This is a genomic window from Streptomyces lateritius, assembly GCF_014649715.1.
Classification (GTDB): Bacteria; Actinomycetota; Actinomycetes; order Streptomycetales; family Streptomycetaceae; genus Streptomyces; species Streptomyces lateritius.
Genome location: NZ_BMTO01000016.1, coordinates 202,523 through 209,037 on the forward strand (window position 1 = coordinate 202,523; position 6,515 = coordinate 209,037).

Here is a 6,515-nt window from a genome sequence, read left to right on the forward strand (position 1 = left end):
CGATCAGGAGTACTTGCGTGCGTTACGGTCGCAGGAGCAGCGTGTCCGCGACGAACTCCCTTACGTGCGCGAGGACTTGATCCCGCCCGGTGCCGGGGATGCCGACCGCGACATGGACGCTGAATCCGTCGAGCAGGGCGCGCATCCGGGCGGCGTACCGGTCCGGGTCGACCGTCCGGAACTCCCCGCGCGAGACGCCTTCGGCGATCAGCGCGACCAGGTCCCGGTGCCAGGCGCCCTCGATGGCGGCCTGCCGGGCGCGGGCGTCGTCGTCGGCGTTCTGCGACCGGTTCCAGACCTCCAGCCAGAGGGTCCAGTGGGGGTCGCGGGGGCCGTCGGGGACGTAGACGTCGACGTAGCCGTCGAGCCGCTCGCGGGCGGTCCCGGGCCGCGAGAGCAGCGCACTGCGCTCGGCGCCGAGGCGGCCCTCGCTCCACTCCAGGGTCTGCAGGAGGAGCTCGTCCTTGGTGCGGAAGTAGTAGAGCAGGTGCCCGCTGCTCATCCCGACCTCACGCCCGAGCCCGGCCATGGTCAGCCCGTCGAGCCCGCGCTCGGCGATGGTGTCCATGGCGGCGGCGAGGAGTTCCTCGCGGGGCGGGGCGGCGTTGTTGCGGCGTCGGGGGCCGGCGGGGTTGATGCGGGTCACTCGTATGTTCTACCTCACGCTTCCGTCCGGGTTCCGCCCGAAGGCGGCGTCCAGGACGGCCGCCAGATCGCGCTCGTCGGGAAGCCCGGCGCGCAGCTCGGTCAGGACGGCCGGGAACCGGTCGTCGTCGATGAGGCCGAGGTACTCCTCCCGCAGCTCACGGATGATCTCCACGAGCTCGGGCCGCAGCTCCATCCAGTCGCGGGAGGTACGGATCTCCGCCGCCACGTGCTCCATGAACCAGCGCATGACGCCGTACGGGACCTCCCGGTGGCCGGCTCCGGGATCGAAGCAGACCGTCGGCTCCCGTGCCGGGTCCTCGTCGGGGACGATCGCCGTCACGAGCGTCCGGTTGTCGGCGACGTCGTCCAGCTCCACGTACCAGGCGTCGTCCGGGAGGGAGTACAGGATCCGGAGCGCGTAGGCCCGGTCCTCGTGCGTGATCAGCGGCATGGCCGCAGGCTGTCACACAGCCCGCGGCCCGCCCACCGGATTTCTCAGACCTTCGGCTGCTGCTGGGTGATGCAGTGGATACCGCCCCCACCTGCGAAGATCGCCCGCGCGTCCACGAGCGTCACGATCCGCTCCGGGAACAGCCGGCGGAAGATGCCCGCCGCGATCTCGTCGTTCGGGTCGTCGAAGCCGCAGAGCACCACACCGCCGTTGCAGAGGTAGTGGTTGATGTACGAGTAGTCGACCCAGTCGCCCTCCTCGTCCTTCAGGACGGTCGGAGCCGGTATCTCCACGACCTCCAGGGTGCGGCCCTTCGCGTCGGTCCGGCCGCGCAGGAGGTCGACGTACAGGCGGGAACGCTCGTGGTCGGGGTGGGCGGGGTCCTGCTGGCTGTGGACCACCACGACGCCCGGCCTCGCGAAGGCGGCGACGATGTCCACGTGGCCCTGGGTGCCGTACAGGCCGTAGTCGCCCGCCAGGCCGTGCGGGAGCCAGATCGCCTTCGTCGTGCCGAGCTTGGCGTGGATCTCGGCCTCGACCTTCTCGCGCGTCCACTCCGGGTTGCGGCCGGCGCCGAGCTGGACGGTGTCGGTCAGCAGGACCGTGCCCTCGCCGTCGACGTGGATCGCGCCGCCCTCGTTCACGAGCGGGGAGGGCAGCACCGGGACCCCGGCCAGATCCGCGACATGGCGGGCGATCTTGGAGTCGTGCTCCCAGCGGGCCCAGTCCTGGGCCCCCCAGCCGTTGAAGACCCAGTCCACGGCGGCGAGTTCGGAGCCGTTCGTGACGAAGGTGGGGCCGATGTCCCGCATCCACGCGTCGTCCAGCTCACGCTCCACCAGTTCGACGTCCGGCCCGAGGAGGGCGCGGGCCGAGTCGATCTGGCCGGGACCGACCACCATCGTCACCGGCTCGAAGCGGCGTACGGCACGGGCCACGGAGGCCCACGCGGCGCGGGCCTCGGCCAGCTCCTCCTCATCGGTGAAGGTGGGGTTGGGGCCGGGCCAGGCCATCCACGTGCGCTCGTGCGGGGCCCACTCGGCCGGCATACGGAAGGTCATGTCGGGTGTCCTCAGAGGAAGTAGAGACGGTTCAGGGAGATCGATTCGGCCGGTTCGGAGCGGATCGGATCGCCGTCCAGCGACACGAGGCCCGTCCGGCCGTCGACCGAGACGTCTCCGATACGGGAGTTCAGGAGCAGGTCCCCGGGACCGATGCCCCGCGTCCCGCGGACCGCGACGCGCCGGCGCCGGGTCGGCATCCTGTCGGAGCCCAGATCGACGGCGGCCTGGGCGACGAAGGCGACCGAGATGTCGGCCGGGGTCGCTCCGTGGGCTCCGAACAGCGGTCCGAGGACGAGCGGTTCGCAGGTGTCGGTGGCGGCGTTCGGATCGCCCACGACCCCCCACGCGGGGAAGCCGGACTTCAGCACCATCTGGGGCTTGGCGCCGAAAAACTCGGGCCGCCACAGCACGATGTCGGCCATCTTGCCGACCTCGATCGAGCCGATCTCGTGGGCGAGGCCGTGGGCGATCGCCGGATTGATGGTCAGCTTGGCCATGTAGCGCAGCACGCGCGCGTTGTCGTCGTGCGCGCCGTCGCCGCCCAGCGGGCCAAGCTCGGCCTTCATCTTCCCGGCCATGGCGAAGGTCCGGCGTACGGTCTCGCCGGCCCTTCCCATCCCCTGTGCGTCGGAGGAGGTGATCCCGATCGCGCCGAGGTCGTGCAGGACGTCCTCCGCGCCCATCGTCCCGGCCCTGATCCGGTCCCGTGCCATGGCGGCGTCGCCGGGCAGGTCGGTCTTCAGGTCGTGGACGGAGACGATCATCCCGTAGTGCTCGGCGACCGCGTCGCGGCCGAAGGGCAGTGTGGGGTTGGTGGACGAGCCGATGACGTTCGGCACGCCCGCCATCTTCAGGACGTTGGGGACGTGCCCGCCGCCGCAGCCCTCGATGTGGAAGGCGTGGATCGTCCGGCCGTCCAGGACGCGCAGGGTGTCCTCGACGGAGAGGCACTCGTTCAGGCCGTCGCTGTGCAGGGCGACCTGGACGTCGTGCTCCTCGGCGACCCGCAGGGCGGTGTCGAGGGCGCGGGTGTGGGCGCCCATGTCCTCGTGGACCTTGAAACCGGACGCACCGCCCTCGGCGAGCGCCTCGACCAGCGGGGCCGCGCCCGAGGACGAGCCGCGGCCGAGGAAGCCGATGTTGACGGGCCAGGCGTCGAAGGCGTTGAAGGCGTGCCTGAGGGCCCAGGGCGAGTTGACGCCGACCCCCCAGACGGGGCCGAACTCCTGGCCGATGACCGTGGTGACGCCGGAGGCCAGCGAGGCCTCCATGATCCGCGGCGAGAGGAGGTGGACATGGGTGTCGACGGCGCCGGCGGTGGCGATGAGCCCCTCGCCGGACACGATCGACGTGCCGGTGCCGACGACGACGTCGACGCCGTCGAGGGTGTCGGGGTTGCCCGCCCGGCCGATGGCGTGGATGCGGCCCTCGCGGATGCCGATGGACACCTTGCGGATGCCCTGGACGGCGTCGATCACCAGTACGTTGCTCACCACGACGTCGCAGGTCTCCCGGACGGCGGCGGCCTTGAGGTGCAGTCCGTCGCGGGCGGTCTTGCCGAAGCCGGCGAGGAACTCGTCCCCGGGCTTCTGGGAGTCCGACTCGACCCGGACGACGAGTCCGGAGTCGCCGAGGACGACCCGGTCGCCCGCGCGGGGGCCGTGCACCGACGCGTACTCGTACGGGTCCATCAGTTGCCCTCCTTCGGGCGTGCGGCCGGGTGGGCGTCCGGGTTGGCGTCCCGGGACGCGGCGGGGGACGACGACAGGTCGCCGGGGGTGGCACCCGCCCCCAGATAGCCGCAGGCCGCCGCCCTGCTCAGGGCTTCCTCCTTGGCGCCGGGCGCGTCCAGCGGGCCGTCGACCAGGCCGGCGAAGCCGATGGCGACGCGGGCGCCGCCGATGGGGACGAGCCCGACCTCGGCCTCGCCGCCCGGGTCGAAGCGGAACGAGGACCCGGCCGGGACGGCGAGACGCATGCCGTAGGAGGCGGCCCGGTCGAAGTCGAGGCGCGGATTGGCCTCGAAGAAGTGGAAGTGGGAGGTGACGCTCACCGGGACGGTCGCGGTGTTGCGCACCCTGAGGCGCAGCGCGGGCTCCTGCTCGGCCCCGGCGGGGGCCGGGAGCAGGGCGCCGGGGGCGCCGTCGCCGAGGTTTCCTCCCCCGATCGGGTCGGAGACGACCGCGAGCCGCGAGCCGTCGTCGAAGACGGCCTCGACATGTACTTCGGTGACGACGTCGGCCACACCCGGCAGCACGTCGTCCGGGCCGAGGACGGAACGGGCCGCGGCGATGGCCTCGGTGAGTCGCCTGCCGTCGCGAGCCGCCTCGCAGACGGTGTCCGCGATGAGGGCGGTCGCCTCGGGCACGTTGAGCCGCAGACCTCGTGCCCGGCGGGCCCGGGCGAGCTCCGCGGCACCGAAGAGCAGCAGCCGGTCCCGCTCCGTGGGGGTCAGTCGCACCTGGAAAACACCTCCTGTTTGAGCAACACTCTAAACGGTGAAGCCGCTGTAACCAAGCATTGACGTAGGCAGGAGCAGTGGGCCACATTGAGCGCCACTCAAAACTCTGTCCACCCGCTTGCCCCGCAGGAGGTTCCATGCCGATCGAACAGCGCGGAGTCGACACCGTCCCCGACGCGGAACGCACCAGCGGTCCGCGTGATCTCCTCTCGATCCTCCTCGGCTCGAACCTCTGCCTGGGCGTGATCGTCTTCGGCTGGCTGCCTGTCTCCTTCGGCCTCGGGCTGTGGGCCTCGGTGACCTCCGTCGTCGCCGGCACCCTCGTCGGCGTCGCCGTGACCGCCCCGCTCGCGCTCGTCTCGCTGCGTACCGCGACCAACCTCTCCACCTCCAGCGGCGCGTTCTTCGGCGTCCGCGGACGGCTCGTCGGCTCGGTCGTCGGGCTGCTGCTCTCCCTCGGCTACACCGCGCTGACGCTGTGGATCGGCGGGGACGTGATGGTGGGCACGCTCGCCCGGCTGACCGGCCTGCCGACCGGCGACGCCACCCACACCGTGGTGTACGCGGTGCTCGCCGCCTGCACGGTCGTCGCCGCCGTCCACGGCTACCGCCTGCTGCTCCGGATCAGCAAGGCGCTCGCGATCGGCATGACCCTGCTGCTCACCCTGGGGCTCGTCGCGTACGCGGGCGACTTCACCACGGCGGCGGTGCCCGACACCCCGTACCTGCTCGGCTCGTTCTGGCCGACGTGGGTGCTGTCCGCGGTGGCGGCTGGGCTCAGCGGACCGGTCGCCTTCATCACGCTGCTCGGTGACTACACCCGCTACATCTCGCCCGAGCGGCACAGCGCGATGACGGTGTGGCGGACCACCTGTCTGGGCCTGCTCGCCGGTCTGCTGATCCCTCAGCTCTTCGGCACGTTCACGGCGTTGGCGGCGCGCGGCGGCCTCGACTACGCGGGCCCGCTCGTCGAGGCCTCCCCCGTCTGGTACCTGGTGCCGCTGCTCCTGGCGGCGACGGCCGGCTCGGTCGGCAACGCGGGGCTGATGCTGTACTCGATGGGGCTGGACCTCGACGCGATCCTGCCGCGCGCGACCCGGGCCCGGGCGACGCTGGTGGTCGCCGTGGTGGCGACGGCGTTCGTCTTCCTCGGCCATTTCGCCTCGGACGCCCAGTCCGCGATGACGTCGTTCGTCCTGCTGCTGACGGCGATCGGTACGCCGTGGGCGGTGATCACCCTGATCGGGCACGCGCGCTGCGGAGGGACGTACGACCCCGAGGCGCTGCAGGTCTACAACCGGCGGGCGAAGGGCGGGGCGTACTGGTACCGGGCGGGCTGGCACCCCCGGGCCGTCGCCTCCTGGACGCTGGGCGCCGGTGTGGGTCTCGCGGCGGTGTCGACCCCGCTGTACGAGGGTCCGCTGCTGGCCCTGACGGGCGGGATCGACTGCAGCTTCATCCTGTCGGGTGTGGTGGGCGGCACGCTGTACGCGGCGCTGACACCGAAGCCGGCGCGGGCGCCGGAGGGCGAACCGGCCGCCGGAATCGCCGTCTCCTGAGCGACGACGGGTGCCCTGAGGCATGGCCGACCGTGACCCGAGCACGAAGGCGGGGCGCCCCCGGGGGGGCGCCCCACCTGTCGACCAGCCGGGGGGCGGCTTCCAGGCCGTGTCCGTGAAGTCCCGCCCGGCCCGCGACGAGTACGAGAGCGACCCTCCGCCTTGCGATCGCACGCCCCAGAGGCCGCAGGCCCTGCCCTGCGGGCAGACGGCGCTACTTGCCGGACACGACCTAGTGACCTGAGTCGGAGATTCGTCGTTGGTTCGGTATGAGTCGTCCGGGTCCGAAGATTCCGCCGTTGTCGGTGACCGGTGCCCAGCGGGCTGTGCTT

General features: G+C 71.9%; 6 protein-coding genes. 1 reads left to right on the top strand and 5 read right to left on the bottom strand.

The genetic code is table 11. From position 1 onward, the window contains the following. Positions 1-22: 22 nt before the first annotated feature. The 5 genes from IE136_RS28965 to ureA form a co-directional block, all read right to left on the bottom strand. Complete coding sequence (locus tag IE136_RS28965; RefSeq protein WP_229819250.1) at positions 23-568, bottom strand: TetR/AcrR family transcriptional regulator; 546 nt, start codon at positions 566-568, stop codon at positions 23-25. Positions 569-655: 87 nt separating this feature from the next. Beyond that, on the bottom strand, positions 656-1,099 hold the full coding sequence (locus tag IE136_RS28970; protein WP_158990836.1) for a hypothetical protein: 444 nt from the start codon (positions 1,097-1,099) through the stop codon (positions 656-658). Positions 1,100-1,143: 44 nt separating this feature from the next. Further along, positions 1,144-2,160, bottom strand: a complete 1,017-nt coding sequence (locus tag IE136_RS28975; protein WP_158990835.1) for an agmatine deiminase family protein — start codon at positions 2,158-2,160, stop codon at positions 1,144-1,146. A gap of 11 nt (positions 2,161-2,171) precedes the next feature. Further along, positions 2,172-3,854: an urease subunit alpha gene (locus IE136_RS28980; protein WP_158990833.1), complete on the bottom strand. Its 1,683-nt coding sequence runs from the start codon at positions 3,852-3,854 to the stop codon at positions 2,172-2,174. Further along, on the bottom strand, positions 3,854-4,624 hold the full coding sequence (gene ureA, locus IE136_RS28985) for an urease subunit gamma (RefSeq protein ID WP_158990831.1): 771 nt from the start codon (positions 4,622-4,624) through the stop codon (positions 3,854-3,856). Before ureA ends, IE136_RS28980 begins: the two co-directional genes overlap by 1 nt. Before the next feature lie 137 nt (positions 4,625-4,761). Here ureA and IE136_RS28990 point away from each other — a divergent pair, with 137 nt between their 5' ends. Then, a complete protein-coding gene (locus IE136_RS28990) occupies positions 4,762-6,183 on the top strand; it encodes a cytosine permease (RefSeq protein ID WP_189601793.1) in 1,422 nt (473 codons plus the stop codon). Positions 6,184-6,515 lie beyond the last annotated feature (332 nt).

Bases quoted from the DNA above. Each gene is read 5' to 3' on its own strand.
- IE136_RS28990 (WP_189601793.1), top strand. From the start codon at position 4,762: ATGCCGATCGAACAGCGCGGAGTCGACACCGTCCCCGACGCGGAACGC.
- IE136_RS28970 (WP_158990836.1), bottom strand. From the start codon at position 1,099: ATGCCGCTGATCACGCACGAGGACCGGGCCTACGCGCTCCGGATCCTG.
- IE136_RS28975 (WP_158990835.1), bottom strand. From the start codon at position 2,160: ATGACCTTCCGTATGCCGGCCGAGTGGGCCCCGCACGAGCGCACGTGG.
- IE136_RS28965 (WP_229819250.1), bottom strand. From the start codon at position 568: ATGGACACCATCGCCGAGCGCGGGCTCGACGGGCTGACCATGGCCGGG.
- IE136_RS28980 (WP_158990833.1), bottom strand. From the start codon at position 3,854: ATGGACCCGTACGAGTACGCGTCGGTGCACGGCCCCCGCGCGGGCGAC.